The sequence below is a fragment of the Sulfitobacter sp. HNIBRBA3233 genome, assembly GCF_040149665.1.
Classification (GTDB): domain Bacteria; phylum Pseudomonadota; class Alphaproteobacteria; order Rhodobacterales; family Rhodobacteraceae; genus Sulfitobacter; species Sulfitobacter marinivivus.
Genome location: NZ_JBEFLP010000008.1, coordinates 1 through 16,233, shown reverse-complemented (window position 1 = coordinate 16,233; position 16,233 = coordinate 1). Strand labels below are relative to the sequence as shown.

General features: G+C 65.1%; 15 protein-coding genes and 1 pseudogene. 7 read left to right on the top strand and 9 right to left on the bottom strand.

Annotated features, from left to right (window positions below; genetic code table 11):
* Positions 1-13: 13 nt before the first annotated feature.
* Positions 14-679, bottom strand: a complete 666-nt coding sequence (locus tag ABMC89_RS18345; protein WP_349570566.1) for a histidine phosphatase family protein — start codon at positions 677-679, stop codon at positions 14-16.
* 48 nt (positions 680-727) lie between these two features.
* On the opposite strand from ABMC89_RS18345, the gene ABMC89_RS18340 reads away from it, so the two are divergent.
* Both ABMC89_RS18340 and ABMC89_RS18335 read left to right on the top strand, forming a co-directional pair.
* On the top strand, positions 728-1,732 hold the full coding sequence (locus ABMC89_RS18340) for an NADP-dependent oxidoreductase (protein WP_349570564.1): 1,005 nt from the start codon (positions 728-730) through the stop codon (positions 1,730-1,732).
* Positions 1,733-1,743: 11 nt separating this feature from the next.
* Positions 1,744-2,214, top strand: a complete 471-nt coding sequence (locus ABMC89_RS18335; protein WP_349570562.1) for a MaoC family dehydratase — start codon at positions 1,744-1,746, stop codon at positions 2,212-2,214.
* 99 nt (positions 2,215-2,313) lie between these two features.
* Here ABMC89_RS18335 and ABMC89_RS18330 read toward each other — a convergent pair.
* Together ABMC89_RS18330 and ABMC89_RS18325 are read right to left on the bottom strand one after the other, a co-directional pair.
* Positions 2,314-2,515: pseudogene (locus tag ABMC89_RS18330) on the bottom strand (ABC transporter permease); the annotation flags it as partial.
* 101 nt (positions 2,516-2,616) lie between these two features.
* Entirely contained in the window at positions 2,617-3,297 is a 681-nt protein-coding gene (locus ABMC89_RS18325; protein WP_349570560.1) for a hypothetical protein, read from the bottom strand.
* A gap of 479 nt (positions 3,298-3,776) precedes the next feature.
* Between ABMC89_RS18325 and ABMC89_RS18320 the strand changes: the two genes are divergently transcribed.
* Positions 3,777-5,072: an AAA family ATPase gene (locus ABMC89_RS18320; protein ID WP_349570558.1), complete on the top strand. Its 1,296-nt coding sequence runs from the start codon at positions 3,777-3,779 to the stop codon at positions 5,070-5,072.
* Between the two features lie 3 nt (positions 5,073-5,075).
* Positions 5,076-6,200 carry a ParB/RepB/Spo0J family partition protein gene (locus ABMC89_RS18315; protein WP_349570556.1) on the top strand — a complete coding sequence of 375 codons (1,125 nt, stop codon included), beginning with the start codon at positions 5,076-5,078 and terminating at the stop codon, positions 6,198-6,200.
* Here the strand turns inward: ABMC89_RS18315 and ABMC89_RS18310 are convergent.
* From ABMC89_RS18310 to ABMC89_RS18285, 6 genes are read right to left on the bottom strand one after another with little or no spacing between them, the layout of a single operon-like run.
* On the bottom strand, positions 6,185-7,570 hold the full coding sequence (locus ABMC89_RS18310) for an FAD-dependent oxidoreductase (RefSeq protein WP_349570554.1): 1,386 nt from the start codon (positions 7,568-7,570) through the stop codon (positions 6,185-6,187). The two genes, ABMC89_RS18315 and ABMC89_RS18310, sit on opposite strands and share 16 nt — an antisense overlap.
* On the bottom strand, positions 7,554-8,414 hold the full coding sequence (locus ABMC89_RS18305) for an isocitrate lyase/PEP mutase family protein (RefSeq protein WP_349570552.1): 861 nt from the start codon (positions 8,412-8,414) through the stop codon (positions 7,554-7,556). The genes ABMC89_RS18310 and ABMC89_RS18305 overlap by 17 nt, the downstream gene beginning before the upstream one ends.
* A complete protein-coding gene (locus ABMC89_RS18300) occupies positions 8,411-9,013 on the bottom strand; it encodes a cysteine hydrolase family protein (protein ID WP_349570550.1) in 603 nt (200 codons plus the stop codon). Before ABMC89_RS18300 ends, ABMC89_RS18305 begins: the two co-directional genes overlap by 4 nt.
* Entirely contained in the window at positions 9,010-11,070 is a 2,061-nt protein-coding gene (locus ABMC89_RS18295) for a hydantoinase/oxoprolinase family protein (protein ID WP_349570548.1), read from the bottom strand. Before ABMC89_RS18295 ends, ABMC89_RS18300 begins: the two co-directional genes overlap by 4 nt.
* On the bottom strand, positions 11,067-12,764 hold the full coding sequence (locus ABMC89_RS18290; RefSeq protein WP_349570546.1) for a hydantoinase B/oxoprolinase family protein: 1,698 nt from the start codon (positions 12,762-12,764) through the stop codon (positions 11,067-11,069). The genes ABMC89_RS18295 and ABMC89_RS18290 overlap by 4 nt, the downstream gene beginning before the upstream one ends.
* Positions 12,761-13,327 carry a tautomerase family protein gene (locus tag ABMC89_RS18285; protein WP_349570544.1) on the bottom strand — a complete coding sequence of 189 codons (567 nt, stop codon included), beginning with the start codon at positions 13,325-13,327 and terminating at the stop codon, positions 12,761-12,763. Before ABMC89_RS18285 ends, ABMC89_RS18290 begins: the two co-directional genes overlap by 4 nt.
* Positions 13,328-13,452: 125 nt before the next feature.
* Between ABMC89_RS18285 and ABMC89_RS18280 the strand changes: the two genes are divergently transcribed.
* The 3 genes from ABMC89_RS18280 to leuD form a co-directional block, all read left to right on the top strand.
* Positions 13,453-14,286, top strand: a complete 834-nt coding sequence (locus ABMC89_RS18280) for a GntR family transcriptional regulator (protein ID WP_349570541.1) — start codon at positions 13,453-13,455, stop codon at positions 14,284-14,286.
* Positions 14,283-15,674 (top strand): 3-isopropylmalate dehydratase large subunit, encoded by a 1,392-nt coding sequence (gene leuC, locus ABMC89_RS18275; protein WP_349570539.1) that lies wholly within the window; start codon positions 14,283-14,285, stop codon positions 15,672-15,674. The genes ABMC89_RS18280 and leuC overlap by 4 nt, the downstream gene beginning before the upstream one ends.
* Positions 15,671-16,233, top strand: a 563-nt coding sequence (leuD, locus tag ABMC89_RS18270; RefSeq protein ID WP_349570537.1) for a 3-isopropylmalate dehydratase small subunit, incomplete at its 3' end; no start/stop codon positions are given. The genes leuC and leuD, both read left to right, overlap by 4 nt.

Sequence of the window (16,233 nt, the reverse complement as noted above, 5' to 3'; positions counted from 1 at the left end):
CCGCGCGGGACAGTTACATCACGCCGTCAAGGTGCGACACGTCGTTGAACCCGCGCGCGATCATGCGCGGCCCGTGGATCACGATACGGCTGATCGATCCGTTTGCCGCCCCGTTGAACGCGAAGGGCTGCGCGCCGGTGGCGATCGCCATGGCGGCCCCCACCACGCCGCCGTGCACCACGACGGCCACCGTGCTGTCGGGATGCGCCGCGGCAATCCGGCGCAATCCGCGTTCGACACGCGCGTGCAGATCCGCCGTGGTTTCCGCACCGGGGAGTTCGCCCCATTCATGCCGCTCCCGGGCGCGCAGGAAGGCCGGATCGTTGGCCGCCGCGCGGAACCGGTATTCGCCCCCGTCCCAATCGCCCAGATAGACTTCGCGCAGATCCCGTTCGACCTGCGGCGTAAGCGAGAGGGCCTGCGCCAGCGGCGCCGCCGTCTGGTGTGTGCGCTGCATGGTCGTCACCCAGATCGCGCCGATCTGCCAGTCGCGCAGCCGCGCCGCGACGGCTCTGGCCTGCGCTTCACCTTCGGGGCGCAGCGGCGGATCACCCTGCCCGTCGACCATCGGGAAACTTTCGCCGCGCCGCGCCGCCTGCGTCTCTCCGTGACGGATCAAAAGCAGATCCGCCGCCCCTTCGGGCAGGGTGAACCTGTGTTGCCGTGCCTCTTCGCTCATATTCGAACTCCCTGATTTCAACCGAACCCTAAAGCCAAGGACACACAGATGACAAACCGACAAATCACTGTCGCCGAACTGCCCAAGGGCGCGCTCAAGCCGGAACACTTCACGCTGAGCGAAGCCGAGATGCCCACCCCCGGCGCGGGCGAGGTGCTGCTGCGGGTGATCCTGATGTCGATCGACGCGGCCAACCGGTCTTGGTTGCAGGGTGCGACCTACCGCGCGGCGGTCAGACAGGGCGACGCGATGCCAACCTATGCGATCTGCGAAGTCGTCGAAAGCAAGTCAGACCGTCTGGAAACAGGCGACATTGTCGCGTCCGAGGCGACGTGGTCGGACTATATCACCGCACCCGCGCACAAGGTCCAGAAGATGCCGAAGGTATCGCCGCTGTCGCATCTGATCAGCCTCTACGGCATCGCGGGCAAGACCGCCTATCACGGGCTGATGTCCATCGGCCAGCCCGAACCGGGCCAGACGGTTCTGGTCTCGGCCGCTGCCGGATCGGTCGGCGGATTCGTTGGCCAGATCGCCAAGGCACTGGGGTGCCGCGTGGTGGGGATCGCGGGCGGCCCCGAGAAATGCGCGTGGGTCAAGCAGACCCTGGGGTTCCACGAATGCATCGACTACCGTGCCGACGGTCTGTTCAAGGCGATCCGCGCCGCCTGCCCCGAAGGGGTCGATATCTATTTCGACAATGTCGGAGGCGAGATCCTGGAAACCGCGCTGAACCTGATGAACGAACGCGGGCGCGTCGTCTGCTGCGGCGCGATCAGCCAGTATCAAAGCACCGCTCCCACAGGCCCGCGCAACCTGCCGGGTGCCGTCGTGGTGAAACGTCTGCGCATGGAGGGGTTCATCGTCACCGATTTCGTGGCCGAGGATGCCAAGGCCGTGCGCGCCTTGCAGGCGTTGACCGACGCTGGCCACATCACCGTTACCGAGGATATCGTCGAGGGGCTGGAGAATGCGCCGCATGCGCTCATTGGCCTGCTGAACGGCGACAACAAGGGCAAGCGCATGGTGCGCGTGTCCGCTGACCCAAGCTGAGGAGACCCGCAATGTCATCGATGAAAGAAGCGCTTGCTGCGACCGAGAAGCTGCTCGACACCGAAGTGGGTGTGTCGAACTGGATCCTTGTCGATCAGAAGATGATCGACGATTTCGCCAAGACCACCCACGACGAGCAGTGGATTCACGTCGATCCCACCCGCGCGGCGGCTGAAACGCCCTTTGGCGGGGCCATCGCCCACGGGTTTCTGACGCTGTCGCTCGCCAGCCGCTTTGCCTACGATTGCTTCAGCATGCTGCCCGGACAGGTGATGGGCATCAACTACGGCATGAACAAGCTACGGTTCCTGAAGCCCGTGGTGGCCGGATCGCGGCTGCGGGGCCGGTTCACGCTCAAGGCGGTATCGGCAAAAAGCGATACGCAGATGCTGCGCGAGAACCGCCTGACGATCGAGATCGAGGGCGAGGAAACACCGGCCCTGATCGCGGATTGGCTGGGCATGGCAGTCTTCAAGGACTGACGGCGCGAGGTCCCGCCAAAAGCCGCCGCGCCCCGTCTTAGGGTGCGGTGGCTGGAAGACAATCGCCTGATGCACGCACGCCACAGGCGGCGGGCGAGACCAGGTGAGGGCGAGGTTGACCGTGATGGCACGGCCGATGAGCATCATCCCGAGACCAAGCGCCAGCGCGAAGTCGCCCTTTCGGGTTTCTAGGGCAATGGCGGTCGTCAGGACGCGGGTCGCGTGTTCGATATTTCCACCGACGACCATGAATGAGTGCGCCAACTTCACCGATAACGCGGCCGTACCCTCCCAGAGAGCTGTCATCGGAGCGAATTCACGGGTTGGCCCTACCTATCGGGAGACGTCGGCGGATTCAGCGCCCAGAACCGGCATCACGACCGGGGAACGCGGCAACGCCTTTTAAAGGGTGATCCTGATTTCGGAAATGTCGCTGTCGACCGCGCGGCAGGCCACCAGAACCCGTGCCGCGAGATGGGTCTGGACATAGGCCCCGTGAAAGCGGCTGGGCGCACGCAGGGTCAGCCGGCCCCCTGCCCGCTCGACACGGGTAAGCGCGCGCAGCCAGCTGCCGTAAAGGCCGGGATCCTCGGCGTGAAGCAGCCCCTGCGCAAGCGACCATTCGGTCGCGTCGGAGATATCGGGTGGGGTAACCTTGCCCCGCACCGGCAGCGGGACGACATCCGAGGTTTCGGGCGCGCCACTCATCCGGAGATCGAAATCCGGCCCGACGCTGGGCCAGATCGGTTTGGTGTCGTCGAGAATGCGCTGGATGTCGATGCCGTATTGGGTCACCCGCCCGCGCGCGCCCTGGCGGCGCACCACGAGCCATCCCAGCGCGCGCAGCTTGGCCATCTCGCGCTTGACGGTGCGGGTATCCACGCTCCACAGATTCGCGATTTCGTGCTGGCCGACGCTCAGGTCATCGCGTGCCCAGTTATAGCGCGCGGTGACCAGTGTCAGAAACCGAAGCGCGAGGCGCTGTTCGTGTTTGCCCTTCGACAGGGCATGCGCGCCAATCGCCGTGATAAAGTCGTACTTGCGCGCGGCCGCACCACGGCCGACGGGTTTTGGTGACAGCATGGGACTGCTCCGGTTGGTCCGCGAAGGGGACATCTCTGCCTCTGAAGCCGGAAGAGGTCCGGCACCCGGCGTTTCGGAACGCTCTTGGGGATGTTGGACTGATTAGCGTCCGAAAGGGGGGGAGTGTCAAGCCTTGGGTTGGGAGGGGACGGGATGGAACCCGATCAAAAAGAAAAAAACAGGTATATTGGTATAGGGGGTCATGCAGGGTGACCCTCATTCCGGCTGAAATGTCCCCCAATTGCCGTTTTCGGGTCTGGTTCTGTCCCTCTTTGGTGCGGGCGGTATGACGCGCGGATGCGAATCGGAGCCGGCGCGTTTCACCTTGAAACTGCGCTGTTTTGACGAAAACCAAGTTTTAGGATGAACTCTCTTTCCAAGGAATGCAAATTCGGCATAAATCAGGAGAGAATGATAATTAGCGTTCTGCCCGGGGCCGGTTCCCCGCGGGGAACCATCGAGCGGTATGAGGCACAGACATGTTCACCCACAACGACCTTGCACGTTTGCAGGCACAATCCCTCAAGATGCAGGGATACATCCGGCAACAGACATACTCTCCGGAGATGGAAAAGACGCTCAGGCGGTTCTCGAGTTGGGAGGTAGCCGAGCTGATCCTGAAGATGAACCCGTCGACGTTGCGCGGCCGGCTTGCCGCGGATCCTTCGCTGCCCGAAGGGCATGTAGAGGAGGACGGGCGCCAGCGGTGGTATTCGCTGGAGGAGGTCAACGAACTGCGCCGCAAGATCAAGGTGAAGGGCAAGTCGCTGGTGCCGCCACGGCCGTCGGGCAAGAGGGCCATTCGCGCGGCCATCGCGAACTTCAAGGGCGGGGCCGGCAAGTCAACGGTTGCCCTGCATTTTGCCCACGCGGCAGCGCTGGACGGCTACAGGGTGCTGGCGGTGGATTTCGACCCACAGGCCACGCTGAGCCATTCCATGGGGCTGTCGGACGTATCGGAGGAATTCACCGTCTGGGGTATCATGGCGCGCGATCTGATCCGCGAGACCGAACGGATGAACGCGGCGGCGGGCGGAGCGGAGAGCGGCACCGCCCTGCCCCGCCGGACGCTCCCGGCCTCTGTCACCGGCATGGGGCTGGACGATCTGCGCACCACCGATTTCATCAAGCCGACAAGCTGGCCCACGATTGATCTGATCCCCAGCTGCGCCAATGCGGCCTTTGTCGAGTTTGCCTCGGCGCAGTACCGGCACCTGAATCCGGAATGGTCGTTTTTCGCCGCCGTCTCGCGCTACCTCGATCTGTTGCCGGACGATGCCTATGATCTGGTGATTTTCGATTGCCCGCCCGCGATCGGCTATCAGTCGATGAATGCGGTTTTCGCGGCGGACGTTCTGTATATCCCGTCGGGGCCCGGGTATTGGGAGTACGACAGTACGACCAGCTTTATCGGGCAGCTGTCCGAGGCGCTGGAGGATCTGGGGCGGTTCCGTGGATCCGCCGGTGCCGGTGTCAGCCCGGACAAGGCATTTGCCGCGGTGCGTTTTCTGCTCACGCGCTTCGAGCCGAACAATGATCTGCACCGTGCGATGAAGTCAGCTTTTGGTCAGGTCTTTCGGTCACATGTGGCCGAGCACCCGATCGAGATGACGCGTGCGGTCGAGCAGTCGGGGCGTTTCCTGTCGTCGATCTATGAAATGGATTACCGTCAGATGACCCGTGAGACTTGGCGGCGGGCGCGCACGTCCTTTGACCGCGCCTACGAGGAGTTTCGCGATACGCTGATCGAGGCATGGGACAAGGTGGAGGATTGATAGATGGTTAAGAAGCGCAGTGTATTCGACATAGATTTCGACCCCGACGCGGAGGAGGATGGGTTCCCCGCGGGGAACCAGCCGGCGCCCGAGACGAAATCCTACGCCGATGTTCAGGGCCATCCGTTGCAGAACGCGACCCCGGCGCCAAAGGCACGCCGTTCCCCGATGGCCAGCGCCATCGCCGAAACAGCCGACGCCGTCGGAGAGCGCGCCGGAGCAGAAGCGGCCATTCGCGCTGAGAACGATGCGCTGGCGCTGGAGCATGTGCGCCTGAAGCGGCTGGGGCTGATTACGGATCTGATCGAGACCTCGCAGGTCAAGACCACCAAGTTGATCCGTGACCGGTCCGTCGATGTTGATCCGGAGCTCGAGGAGCTGATTGAATCGATCAAGGCGGTCGGTCTGTCCAACCCGATCCGTGTCGAGCAGACCGAGGACGGCTATGAGCTGATCCAGGGTTACCGCCGCCTGAATGCATTCAAGGCGCTGGCCGCCCAGACCGGCGACGCGCGGTACCGCAAGATCCCGGCGGCACTTGTCCTGCGGGGTGAGCCGCTGGCGAACCTCTATCGCAAGATGGTCGATGAAAATCTCGTCCGGAAAGACCTGTCTTTCGGTGAAATGGCGCAGCTTGCGCTTGCCTATGCCCATGAGGCGCAGATCGACGTAGGCGAAGCGGTTGGCGTTCTCTACGCCTCGGCGCTGAAGCAGAAGAAAACCTACATCCGGCAGTTTGCCCGCGTGATGGAAGCGCTCGGCGATGTTCTGCGGTTCCCCGAGGCGATTCCGCGGGCGCTGGGGCTCGATCTTTACCGCTTCATGGAGATCGACGCCGCTGCGGGGGAGATGATCCGCCGCCGTCTTTCGAAGGCCGCGATGCGGGACGCCGAAGACGAACTGCGAATTCTGCGGCACTGTCTAGCGCAGCCCCGCGACGCAAAGGCACAGAAGGCGGGCAAGACGGTGTCGAAGACATCCCTGCGCCTGACCCGCAAGGAGGGCGAAGCGCGACTGACCGCACAGGACGGTCGGGTTGAGCTGCGCCTGAACAAGGATTTCTCGGCGATCAGCCGTGAAAAGCTCCAGCGCGGGCTGGAGGCTTTTCTGGCTCAGCTCGACGATTGAGCGCGCCCGGCGATATAGCCAAGTCCGACAGCGGCCAACAATCCGTTTCCTGACAGGTAGCCGCTGTCGCCTTTGCCCGAGACACCGCAGGCCGCACCACCAGCCGCGTACAGATTATCGAATAGCCCACCGTCGGTGGTTCTGACACGCGCGGTCCCCGGATCCACGTCTAGGCCCCCCTGCGTGTGAAATAGCGCGCCGGTCACCTTGACCGCACAAAAGGGGGCGGTAAGGGCAGGGGCGTTCCACGCCCGCCCGAAGCGGTCTACGCCGCCGTCGCCGGGCAGATCGCTGATCTCGGCGCGCAGGTTCCCCGCGGGGAACCGGCAGAGATCCTCCAGCGCCTCCAGACTGTCGGCCATCAGAACCGCACCTTGCCGTTCGGCCTGTTTGAAATCCTCGAACTGGCGGGCGATGTCGGCGATCCTGCTGTCAAAGATCGCCCAGGCCGTCCCGCCAGGCTGCGCCAGAACGGCGCGCGCCGCTTCCGAATAGCCCTGCGATTCGTTCCAGAACCTCTTGCCGTCACGATTGACCTGCACACCGCCTTCGCCGATGACCGCCCAAGTGATCAGAATGCCGTGCGGATGGGCCACGTTCCCGTGCCCCTGATAGGCCCCAAGATGCCGCGTGGCGGCGCCGAGCTTCTCCGCCCAGAGCACGGCTTCACCCCGGTTTCCATCGTGCCCGAACCACAGGCCATCCTCGATTTCAGGCATGTGCGCGTGAACCATTGCGCGGTTTCCGCCAAAACCGTTACAGGCGAGAATGACGCGCGCGGCCTTCACGGTCTCGACCGACCCGTCGGGAAGTTCCATGCCGACGCCGTCGATGCGCTCGCCCCTTGCAAACAGCGTCACCGCCCGTCGGTCGCAGATCAGGGGGATCTCCGATGCCTCGATGCAGACACGCAAGGCGTCCACCAACTCACGACCGGCGCGGGTCGGCAGGCCGTGCATCCGCCGCCGGCTGTGGCCAGGATAATCAAAGTCGGCGACGACAGAAAAGGGCAGCCCGTGCCGGTCCGCCAGCCACTGCACCACCTTGCCGGAGGTATGCGCCAGCGCGTCGACCAGCGCCTGTTCGTTTTCGTCATGGGCCTTGGCCTGAATGTCTTTCGCGAAAAGCGCCGGGTCATCCTCGATCCCGAGATTGCGCTGGAATTCAGTCCCTGCAGCCGGGATCAGACCCGCACTCAACGCCGTCGACCCGGAGGGCAGGGGGTCCGCTTCGATCAGCAGAACGTCCTCTCCCGCCTCCTGCGCCGCCAGGGCCGCGACCATCCCGCAGGCCCCCGCCCCGACGATCAGCGTGCCGACTTCCAGATCGTAGGAGGCAAGCGGGGCTGCGACCTCAACCTGTCCCGTCATAGCGTTTCCCCAGTGCCAGCATGTCCGGTGTTCCGATCGCCGCATTCAACCCGTCGAAATCGTGCATCCTGTCCGAAAAGCGCTTGTTAGAGCCGTGCTCGCGCAGGCTCGCGTAATACTCCTGCGCGGTGCGGGCCAGCGCACGGACAATCCCGCCGGGAAAGATCACGATATCAAACCCCATCGCCTCAAGATCCTTGTCTGAGGAAATCGGCGTCGCCCCCCCTTCAACCATATTGGCAAGCAGCGGCACGCGGCCGCCGAAGGTTTGCGGGATGCGCGACAGCTCGTCGCGGTCGCGGGGCGCTTCGATGAACAGAACATCCGCACCCGCCTCGATATAGGCTCCGGCACGGTCGACCGCTGCCGAAAACCCCTCGACCGCAATCGCATCGGTGCGCGCAACGATCAGCGTGTCGTGGCGCCGGGCGTCCGCCATCGCGCTGATCTTTCCGGTCATTTCATTTAATGTAATCAATGACTTGTCTGAAAGGTGGCCGCATTTCTTCGGATATGTCTGATCTTCGATCTGCAAGGCGGCGGCACCGGCGCGCTCGTAGGTCTGCATCGTCCTGCGCGCGTTCAGCGCATTCCCGAAGCCGGTGTCGGCGTCCATGATGACCGGCAGATCGGTCCGGTCCGCGACCAGGGCCATGGTATCGGCCATTTCGCTCGCAGTGCTCAGCCCGATGTCCGGACGGCCCAGACGGGTATAGGCGACGGCCGCCCCCGAGAGATACAGCGCCTCGAACCCCGCATCCGTCGCCAAGGCAGCCGTCAGACCGTCGTAGACACCGGGCGCCACAAGGATGTCGGCAGAAGTCAGTCTTTCACGAAGGGTCATTGCATCTCTCCAATCCGCTTCAGCGCCGCGTCGCAGGGCATGATTTCCGAGAGCGACCCGAGCGATGCGAGAGTGGCGTCATGCACGTCTTCGCGAAAAGCCGCGCAGCCATCGGACAGAAGCACCGTATGGATGTCTCGCACATGGGCGTCGCGCACGGTGCTGGCGACGCCACCGTTCGTGACAATCCCGCCGATGATCAGCGTGTCGATCCCGACCCTGCGCAGCACGTATTCAAGGCGTGTCTGGTAGAAGGCGGAGTAGGCGACCTTCTCGATCGTGAAATCCGCCGGCTGCAAACGGTCGACCAGCGCATGGCCGAACCCGCCGGGCGTGAAATCGCCCTTGGTCAGAAACGGGCGCAAGCGGCGCAGGTGCTCCGCGATCAGCGGTGCGCCACCACGGCCCGGAACCAGCGTGAACTGGGCGGAGATGTAAGTGCCCCCCGCCGCGATCAGCGCATCGCGCAGCGGGGCGATGCGGTCGGGCAGGGCGGTGATTGCCTCTGCCGTTTGTCCCGCGCGGCCATAGGCGCCCTCGGGGTGCAGGAAGTCATTCTGCAAATCGATTGTCAGCAGGGCCGTGCGTTCGGCAATCATGGCGTCACCCTTTCGATCAAGGTGTTTCCGAAGTCGTCCACACGCCCCACCAGATCGGGCTCGATCAGCACGGTTGTGTCGGGTTGCTCAAGGATCGCGGGGCCCTCGATCACGGCGCCGACGGGCAGGGCCAGACGGTCGTAGATCCGCGTCTCGTGCCAGCTGTCGGCGAAATGTACCCGCCGGGTGCCTTTCAGCGCGGCCTCTGCCGACCCGCCCTGTGGTGCCAGCGTCGCCAGATCGAAACGCGGCCGTTTGCCGGTGACGGCCGAGCGCAGGTTCATCACCCGGCGCGCGCCACCTTTCAGCAACCTGCCATAGGTTTCGCGGTAGGTCGCGTCGAACGCATCGGCGATCTGCGCCTCGGTCGGCGGGGTGACCTTTCCGCCGGTGACGGTAACGGGCAGGGGCACGCTGACGGTATGTGTCTGGCCGACATAGGCCATATCGAGCGTGAAGGATGTCTCGCGCGCTTCGAACCGCGTGCGCGCCGCGTCCAGCGTGGCCAGACCGTCGGTGACGTGGCGCTGCATGAAGGCAGCCAGCGCGTCCGTGTCGATCCCGTCCAGCATCGTGTTGATGGTCTGCACGAAATCCTGCCGCATGTCCGCGATCACGCAGCCCATGGCAGAGGTCACGCCGGGATAGCGGGGCACGATGGCCCGCGCGAGGCCCACCTCGGCCAGCATCGCGCCGGAATGCAGCGCACCGCCGCCGCCGAACGGCATGAAGGCAAAGCGCTTCGGATCGAATCCGCGCTCGATCGACACCAGACGCAGCGCCCCCGCCATCCTGCTGTTGGCGACTTTCAGGATCGCCTCGGCTGCCGCCAGCGCGTCCAGACCCAGAGGCTTGCCCACATGTTCGAGGATCGCGGCCTCCGCCGCCTCGACATCCAGCCGCTCGAGCTTGCCGCCGATGGGGTTGTCGGGGTCGATCCGGCCCAGAACCACGTTGGCATCCGTGACGGTCGGGCGCGTGTTGCCCTGTCCGTAGGCGACGGGGCCGGGGGTGGATCCGGCGCTTTCGGGGCCGATGTTCAGCAGACCGCCCTTGTCGACCCATGCGATGGATCCGCCGCCCGCGCCGATCGTGGTAATCTCGATCATCGGGGACCGGACAACCATGCCGAAATCGATGGAGGTCTGGGGGCTCAGCATGGATTGGCCGCCCGCGATCAGCGAGACGTCGAAGGACGTGCCGCCCATATCGCCCGTGATCACATCGGGAAAGCCTGCGGCCTCGGCGATGTAGCCGGCGGCGATCACACCCGCAGCGGGGCCCGACAGGGCGGTCCGCACCGGCAGCTTTGCCGCCGTGTCCACATCCATCACGCCGCCGTTGGATTGCACGATCATGAATTCGCCCGCAAATCCGCCGTCTTTCAGCGCGGTTTCCAGCCGGTTGAGATACCCCGATACCTCGGGCTGCAAATAGGCATTAAGCGCGGTGGTCGAGAACCGTTCGAACTCGCGGATCTCCGGCAGGATTTCGGACGAACAGGACACATGCGCGTTCGGCCAGACCTCGCGCACAGCGGCGACCGCGCGCTCCTCGTTCTCGGCATTGGCGTAGGCGTTGGCGAAGAGCACCGCCACCGCAAGGCAGCCGTCGTCGATCAGCGTCTGTGCCGCGGCGCGCACCGCATCCAGATCGACGGGGGTGCGGATCGTGCCGTCCGCCAGCGTGCGTTCGGGCACCTCTAGCCGCTGCGCCCGATCCACCACAGGGGTGAAATCGCCGCGCAGCCCCCATGTGCGGGGGCGGTCCCGGCGGCGCATTTCCAGCACATCGCGCAGGCCCATCGTGGTGATGACGCCGATCCTGGCGCCCTTGCGCTCCAGCAGGGCATTGGTGCCCGCCGTGGTGCCGTGCACCACGACCGATACATCCGCCAGATCATCCACGCGTGTGCCGATCCCCGACAGGAAGCCGCCGGACTGGTCGGGGCGGGTTGTGGGCACCTTGGCCACTTCGGCCACGCCACGCTCTTCGTCGAGGACGAAAATATCGGTGAATGTGCCGCCTACGTCGACACCGATCATCTTGCCGGTCATTGGCCTGCCTCCTGCCACGCGGGCCCGTATTCCTTGTCGGCTTTTTCGGCGCTCAGAAAGCCCGCCGCGACGTCCCGTGCGACGGCCTCGGGCGCGCGGTCGGATGCGGGGCCGTAGCCACCGCCACCGGGGGTCTCCAGCCGCACCGATTGCCCTTGTTCGAGCCTGATACCAACCATTTTCGAGGCCATGGGCGGCTGGTGCCAGCCATCCGCCTGCTCGTAGCTGAAGACGTTCAGCGCGGCGTCGCCCCCGCCCGCGGCGCCCTTGGGCGCATAGCGGCCACGCTCCCCGAACAGGAACGCCTTGGCGCCGTTGCCTTCCAGCACTTCGATCTCGTAGGTGGCGCCCATGCCGCCGCGGTGCTGGCCGGCACCGGCGCTGTCGGGGCGCAGCGCCCATTGCCTGAACATCACGGGATAGGCGGCCTCGAGAATTTCCATCGGCGGGATCGTCGCGGTCGAGATCGGCGCATTGCCATGGTTCAACCCGTCGCCGTCAACCGAGGCGCCGTGCCCGCCGCCGTAGAAACTGAACATGACCCACGGCTGGCCGTTGTCGCGGGTGCCGGAAATCGACAGCGCGTTGATGGTGCCATAGGCATTGGCCACCACCCGCTCCGGCGCGGCCTGCGCGGCGGCGGAAAAGATCACGTCGATCATCCGCAGAATGGTTTCAGTATAGCCACCCACCGGTGCGGGGAAGGGCGCGGACAGCAAGGAGCCGTCGGGAATGCGCACGTCGATGGGCCGCATCACGCCCGCGTTGGCGGGCAGGGCGGGAAAGATATGCTTGATCGCGACATAGGCCGTGGCCACCGCCGTCGGCAGGGCGATGTTGACCGGACCGGCGCAGCGCGGTGCCGTGCCCGTGAAATCCAGCGTCATCCGGTCGCCGCTGATCTCCAGCGCGACGCGGATCGGCAGCGGTGTGTCGGTGATCCCGTCGTTGTCGAGAAAATCCTCCGCCTCCCAGCGGCCATCGGGCAGGTCGGTCAGTTCGGCGCGCATCAGCGTTTCCGCGCGGTCCTGCAGCGCGTCCAGCCCCGCGCGCACCGTTTCGGCGCCGTATTCGGCCAGCAGCTCGTCCATCCGCCTGACCCCCAGATCGAGCGCGCCGAGCTGGCCGTTCAGATCGCCCTGCGCCGATTGCGGCAGGCGGGTGTTGCGCATCAGGATGTCGATGATGTCGGTCTGGATCTCTCCGCCCTTGGCAAGCCGGACGGGGGGCAGCACGAAGGCCTCCTGAAAGGCGTCGGTCGCTGCGGGGTTGTAGTTGCCCGGCACGGCGCCGCCGACATCGTGCCAGTGGCCCACGGACGCGAGATAGCAAAACAGCTTTCCGTCGTGAAAATAGGGTCTGACAAGGCGCATATCGCTCAGATGGGTGCCGCCGAGGTGGGCATCGTTGAAGATATAGATATCGCCGTCCGCCAGATCGCCGTTCTCGGCTGCCTTGTCGATGACCGCCTTGACCGCAAAGCTCATCACGCCGACGAAAATGGGCAGGCCGCTTTTGCCCTGCACCAGCGTGTCGCCCGTGGTTGCATGGTAAAGCCCGTGCGAGGCGTCATGGGCTTCCGCGATGATCGGGTTGAAGGCGGCGCGGAACAGGGTCGCATCCATCTCGTCCGCGATCTGTTCCATCCGGCCGGCCAGAACGGCCAGCGTAATCGGGTCTATCTCTGCACTCATGTTGCCCCTTTCGTTTCGGAAATGTCGTTCCAGACGTCCTGAAGTGTGATCAACCCGCCCGTCACCTCGAAGCGGTCGATGAAGCGGATGCCGTCAAAGGGCGTGCCGTCGGGCCATTCGCCCGACAGCGTGCCGCGGCAGTAGACGATCGCCGCCTCGCCGCCGGACTGGAGGGCATCGAACCCTTCGTAGGTCTTGGTGACAAAGCGGTATCGCGGCGCGGCCCAGTCGATGAGCTCTTCGAGCCGCGTCATGCGCACGCCGCCCGGAAAGGTCATGGCGAAACCCGCCCCCAGCATGTCGCGGGCAAGGTCGATCTCGCGCGCCTCCATGGCCGACAGGTAGGTGCGGACAAGGGTCACGGGATCGGGCAGGGCGGGCGCTGCGCTGCGGTGCTGGCGCCCGCGCATGTATCCGGCAGGCTGCATTTCGTGGATCATCACGGTCACCGCTTCGGGTGGAGCGGGAAGAACGATTCGCACGGCGTCTGTCAGCGCCTCGCACAGCCGTTTCTTGGCGTCGTCGTCGTAGCCGTCCATTACATGCAGTTCGATCACCGGCATGGCGCACCCTCCGTAAATCTGTATCTTTTATAGTACAGATAAAGTTTCAGGCATAGTGCTGATTTTTCGCCCGTGATGAGATAGATTTCTTGCAATCGAGTTTTTCGACGTTAGGCTCGGTTCCATTGAAAAGGGATGATGACGTGCAGCGTGACCCCGAGGACAAACCTATCAGCGGACTGCCCGAAGGCGGCAAGGCGCGGCGTGTCTATCTGCAACTGCGCGACGAAATCCAGCGCGGCGCCTACGGCGAGGGTGCGCTTTTGCCCGCCGAAAAGAAACTTGCGGCCAGCCTCGATGTCAGCCGGGTCACGGTGCGCCGTGCGCTGGATGCGCTGGCCGCGGACGGGCTGATCGACCGGCGGGCGGGATCGGGCACCACCGTGCGCGCGATCCGCGATGTGCCCGGGGTGTCGGCGGACATCACGACGCTGATCCCGCAGGTCAAGCAGATGGGCGACGAGACCACGGCGCGCCTGATCTCGTTCAGCTACGGGCCGCCGCCCGGCTTTGTCGCCACCGCGATGCAGATCCGCCCGGACGCGCGGGTGCAGACCGCCGTGCGCCTGCGCCAGATCGAGGGCCGGGCGTTCTCGCATCTGACGACTTATGTGCCCGAGGAAATCGCGCAGAACTACTCCGAGGCGGAGCTGGCCACCACGCCGCTCTTCCGGCTGCTCGAACGCTCGGGCGTGCAGGTGGAAAGCGCGGACCAGAGCGTCAGCGCCACGCTGGCGTCGCCCGAGGTCGCGGCGCATCTGGATCTGAGCGTCGGCGCACCGCTGCTGTCGCTGAACCGCGTGGTGCGCGACGGGCAGGGCAGGGGGGTGGAATACCTCGCCGCGCTTTATCGCCCGGACATGTTCAAGCTGGAAATGACGCTCAGCCGCGTGGGTGCCGGCGAGGGGCGGCATTGGGAGCCGGTGCTGAACAATGCGGCACAGGAGGCGGCGGAATGACCGGAACGCTTCTCGACAAGCTTTGGGACAAACACGAGATCCTGTGCCGCGAAGACGGCACGTCGCTGCTGTGGGTGGACCGGCATCTGGTGCACGAGGGATCGCACCACGCTTTCGCCAAGCTGAAATCGCGCGGTATGCCGGTGGCTCAGCCGCATCTGACCTTCGGTGTCGTCGATCACTATGCGCCGACCCGCGACATCGAGGTTGCCGCCGACATCCGCCGGATGATCCGCACATTGGGCGAAAACGCGGCCGAGACGGGGATCAAGCTTTTCGATCTGAGGGACCCCGAGCAGGGGATCGTGCATGTGATCGGCCCCGAACAGGGGCTGACCCTGCCGGGCCTTCTGATAAATTGCGGCGACAGCCACACGTCGACCCACGGGGCCTTCGGGGCGCTGGCCTTCGGCGTCGGTGCGACCGAGGTGGCGCATATTCTGGCGACCCAGACGATCTGGCAAAAGCGGCCCAAGACCATGCGCATCACCTTCAACGGGCAGCTGCGCGCAGGCGTCACGGCCAAGGATATGGCCCTGCACTGGATCGCCAGGCTGGGCGCCGATGGCGCGCGCGGACATGCCATCGAATACGCCGGCCCTGCGGTCGAGGCGCTGTCGATGGAGGGGCGCCTGACCCTGTGCAACCTGTCGATCGAAGGCGGCGGGCGGCTGGGTATGGTCGCCCCCGATGCGCGGACATACGAATACATCCGCGGCCGGCCCTTTGCGCCGACGGGCGACGGATGGGACAGCGCCGTGGCCGACTGGGACGCGCTGCGCAGCGATGCGGACGCGCGGTTCGACCGCGAGGTCGAGATTGACGCGGGCGATATCGCGCCCACGGTCACATGGGGCACCACCCCCGAAGAGGCGCTGCCGATCACCGATACCGTGCCGCATCCGGGCGATCTGCCCGGCGGCAAATCGGACCACGCCCGCGCGTCGCTCGATTATATGGCGCTCGAAGCGGGCAAGCCGCTTGATGGCATCGCGATCGATCAGGTCTTTATCGGCAGCTGCACCAATGGCCGGATCGAGGATCTGCGCATGGCGGCGAAGGTTCTTGAAGGCCGCCGCGCCAAGGTGCCCGGCCTTGTCGCGCCCGGATCGGCGCAGGTCAAGAAACAGGCCGAGGACGAGGGGCTGGCAAAAATCTTTGTCGATGCGGGTCTGGAATGGGCCAGTGCGGGATGTTCGATGTGCGTGGGCATGAACGGCGATCTCGTCGAAAGCGGCAAGCGCTGCGCGTCCTCGACCAACCGGAACTTTCGCGGCAGGCAGGGCAGGGGGGCGCGCACCCACCTGATGAGCCCCGCCATGGTCGCCGCTGCCGCCGTTGCGGGCCATCTGACCGATGTGCGCCCCTTGCTGGAGGGCCGGACATGAGCGGATGGACCCGGATAGACGGCCCCGCCGTGGCGCTGCCGCAGGCGAATATCGACACCGATCAGCTGATCCCGGCGCGATTCATGTCGCAGCCGCGTGCCGACGGGTACGAGGATTTCCTGCTGCACGACGTGCGCGAGAACAACCCCGACCATCCGCTGAACCGCAACAGCGGTGTGCGGATCATCGTCGCACGGCGCAACTTCGGCAGCGGGTCGAGCCGTGAGGCGGCGGTCTATACGCTGGTCGATTCCGGCATCCGCGCCGTCTTCGCCCCGAGCTTCGGCGATATTTTCGCGAGCAACGCGGTGAACAACGGGCTTTTGCCCGCGCGGCTGGACGAAGACACCATCGAGGAACTGATCGCGGCCCTCGGCGAAGACAGCGCCGATGCCCGGGTCGATCTGGAGGCGGGCCGCGCGGAGATCGCGGGCAAAGAGGTCGCATTCGAGCTCGACGAGGTCTGGCTGCAAAAGCTGATCAACGGCTGGGACGACATCGATCTGACCGCGCAGCACGGCGACCGGATCGAAGAATTCCGCGCCGCCCGTGTGGCGCA